Genomic DNA, 3590 nt, shown 5'->3' on the forward strand with positions numbered 1-3590 from the left:
AATGTGCACTTGCAGGAGTTCCACCACCTAAATTATACAAGCCATAACCAGCCTGATAATCTTTTAAATTATGAGAATCTCCCCCATAATGTTCCCAAAAATATAAGGTTCCATCTTTTATTGAATTGGCATTATCTAAAATAAATTGCTCTGCATCTAAAGCCGATGGATATGGGTTTCCAACTAAATAATCATTATTTGCTGAAACCGTTAATTCAATAGTACCATTATTTGGTTTTCCTTGAAATATATAATTTTGATCTGTTTCGTTTGGATCTTTAACACCTTTCATTAAAAATCCTTCGCCTTCATATATTTTTCCATTTTCTCCAGCTTTTACCCAAGAACTATAAGACCCTGTTGAAGAATTTGTATATTTATACATCCAATAGGTACTTAATGTAACTGGAGATATACTACCATTTAAACCTGACGTGAAATTTAACGCTGCAGGAGAACTAGGGTCTGTACCATCTTTTAAAACACTACTTACAGTAGCATAATTTTTTGTTCCCTCAGTAGCAGAATACACAGGTGAAGACCAGCAATTATATCTAAATCTATTTCCAATTCCCTCTTGATCTCTTTCAATGTATCCAATACTTGCCGTATCAAAATCACTATCCATTGTTTGAATTAATTGTGATTCGCCTTGTAAATCCAATTTTCCGTTAAGCAATAAATAATGTGATAACTCTATACTGTTATCTGCTTCAACAGTAAATGTGTTACTATTAATTTTTAACCCTAATGCTTTAATTTCTGAATTAGAAGTTATATTATGATCGGTTTCTACAATATTCCAATCTATTTTTGTAACACCATCTAATCCTAAAGAATTAGGTAACATTTGATTAGCACTATTTAACCAAGTACTTTCATTTGCCCAATCTCCATCTGCAGCAGTTACATACGGTAAAGGAGCTGTTTGGTTTGCTACTATTAATTTTGTTTTATTTAAATAATTTAATCTTAAAAAATTCCTATCATCAGTCAATCCTTCAATTGTTGACCCATAAAACGAGTTAAAATCATAATAAGCACGTAAATTACTCCAAGGAATTGAAACTACTTCATTATTAATAATTGCCTCAGGTATATTTTTTCCATTCACAATATTTCCTGTAGTTTTTTCAATTTCCTGATTCATTAAATACCTAATTTGACTCTCAGTTAATCCTAAATCCCATATAGAAACCTCATCAATTTCACCTAAAAAAGGATTTGTAATATTACTTTTAGATGCATATACCGCTCCAATAGAAAAACGATTGTAATTAGGAGAAGGATGCACAATATTTTGAACTGATTTATCTAATACTCCATCTACATATAAATAACCAGATCCACTATTATAAACATAGGTTAATTGATGCCATTTACTATCGTTTATTGCCATATTTGAAGTGTAAACAGGCGTTGCTTTATCAGAAATAATTTCAAGTTTATTAGATGAATTTAAACGCATTTGTAACTTATCTCCTTTAGCTATAATAGTTCTAACACTAGCGTTAGGCGTGCTTTTTATCCAAGCTGAAATAGTAAATGCATCTACATTTAAGTTTAAATCATATTCACCTACCAAATAATCTCCAGAACCTATTGCTACAGCTTGTTTTGTAGCATCTAATACAGAAGCTTTTCCAAAGGTAAAATACTTAGTTCCATCAAAATCGTACCAAGTTTGGTATAGCTGACTTCCATTTTTGTCTAAAATAGGATTGTTACTATCATCTAATTGAATTTTTAAAGGAATAACATCTATTATAGAACTATCAGAAAAATTAGAATTATCTGCTACTATTAACACATATTCTTCAGATGCTGTTTTTGAAAAAGTTGAAAAAGCAGTTTCCGGAATTCCTACGTAAACATTCTCTACATCACTACTTACTTGTGTTGTTTCAATAATTTTCCATTTTCTTGCAATACGTGTTACAGAAGTTGTTACACCTGATTTAATAGAAACTGTATTACTACTACTTTCAGTAAAGCTTCCATTATCACATCCCCAAACTAAAAAATCTCCATTAGTATTAAATTCATTACTATTTGCGCTTACTTTTGAAAATAAACCACCTAAACCTATAGTTACATCATTTACTGAATTTATAGTTTTTGACTGTTTTTGATTTAAATCAGAATCATCATCCCTACCTATTCCTGCTACATTATAATTAAAACCAGAATTTGTAGAAATATTCCAAATAGTTGTTCCAAAAGAGCTTACATAATTTTTTTGTGCTTGCCCAGATGTTCCCAATGATATTCCATATTTAATAGCTAAATACGATTCAATTTTTTGTCTGTCTGCATCTGTTAATCTTTCTGCAAACGTAAATATTTCGGCAACTCTACCGTTTAAACTACCAAAAGTAGCATTAGCATTTTTCCCAATTTTAAACGGTGTTCCCCAAACATAGGTTGTAGAAGTTTCTATATATCCTAAATTTTCAGGAGTAAACCCAGATGATTTTGTTGCTGTTAATCCATCATCCACAGAATTATATAAAATACTCATTCCAGCTGAGGGCGTTGTAGTTTTATTTCTGGCATTAATAATTCCAGCACTTGTATAAGATCTAGAAGTAGAAGCTAAAAGTGTATAATAAGGATTCGATACCGAGTTTCCTTGGTTATACCATAATCTTTCCTCAGGAGAAGATATTCTACTTGTAAAATTCCCTAAACCAACACTACTCTCATCATTTGTATTATTTAAATACGTATTGCTATAAGAATAACCTGTTATAGGATCTGATGTACCCGAAAATATAGTCATACCAGTTGATGAAGAAACATCTACATCTGGTTCCATAACTATAAAAATTTCTTGCGTATAATAGCCATTTGCAGTGTTTTCTAAATATTGATTTAACGTGGTTCCATTATTTTCAAATTTAACAACAGGGTTAAAATTTATGTTAGATGCTACATCGTCTATAAAAGTTGGTTGATTAGCCGCGGTTAATTGTTCTGCATTTTTACCATTTGTACCTAAATCTAACCAGCACCTTACTTTATCAGATGTTGATGTTTCATATTTAATTCCTCTGGTAGATTTTAACCAAAGCCTAAAATCGGCTGTAATTCCACCAGGACCTGGAATATTAAAATCAAACATTTCAGCACTTACATTAAAATTAAAAGGATTTTGCGTGGTATCATTACTTCCAACGCTTATGGTTGATGTTTGTGTTCCTGTTCCACTACTAGGAGCAGTAAAAGTTACATCTATAACTATATAATAATACGAAGCCAAATTATTATAAGGAATGGAATACGGAGTTGTAATTACAAAATCACTGTTAGAACTTGTTACTGATGAAATATCTAAAGGACAACTTCCAATATTTGCAAGAGCAAATCTTCTGGTAACTTGAGATCCAGCATCTACCACACCAAAATACGTTCCGTTTACAGCAGATGTTGTTGTAGAATTTTGATCAATATCTGCTAAAGGACTCCCTCCTAAAACATAAATTAAAGGAGAAGAATTTATACTTACCGAAAAGGAAAAATCAGGACTATCTCTATTGTTTTCAATAGTTATAGTTGTAGATGCAGAACAGTTATTACTGGTGTTTTTA

Annotated in this window: 1 protein-coding gene; it reads right to left on the reverse strand. The window is 31.1% G+C overall.

The window, feature by feature from the left end; genetic code table 11:
* Nucleotides 1-3590: LamG domain-containing protein (locus ABY298_RS15510; protein ID WP_372746959.1), on the reverse strand; the 3590-nt coding region annotated here is incomplete at both ends.

Origin of the sequence: Lutibacter sp. (genome assembly GCF_041596795.1) — a bacterium.
Classification (GTDB): domain Bacteria; phylum Bacteroidota; class Bacteroidia; order Flavobacteriales; family Flavobacteriaceae; genus Lutibacter.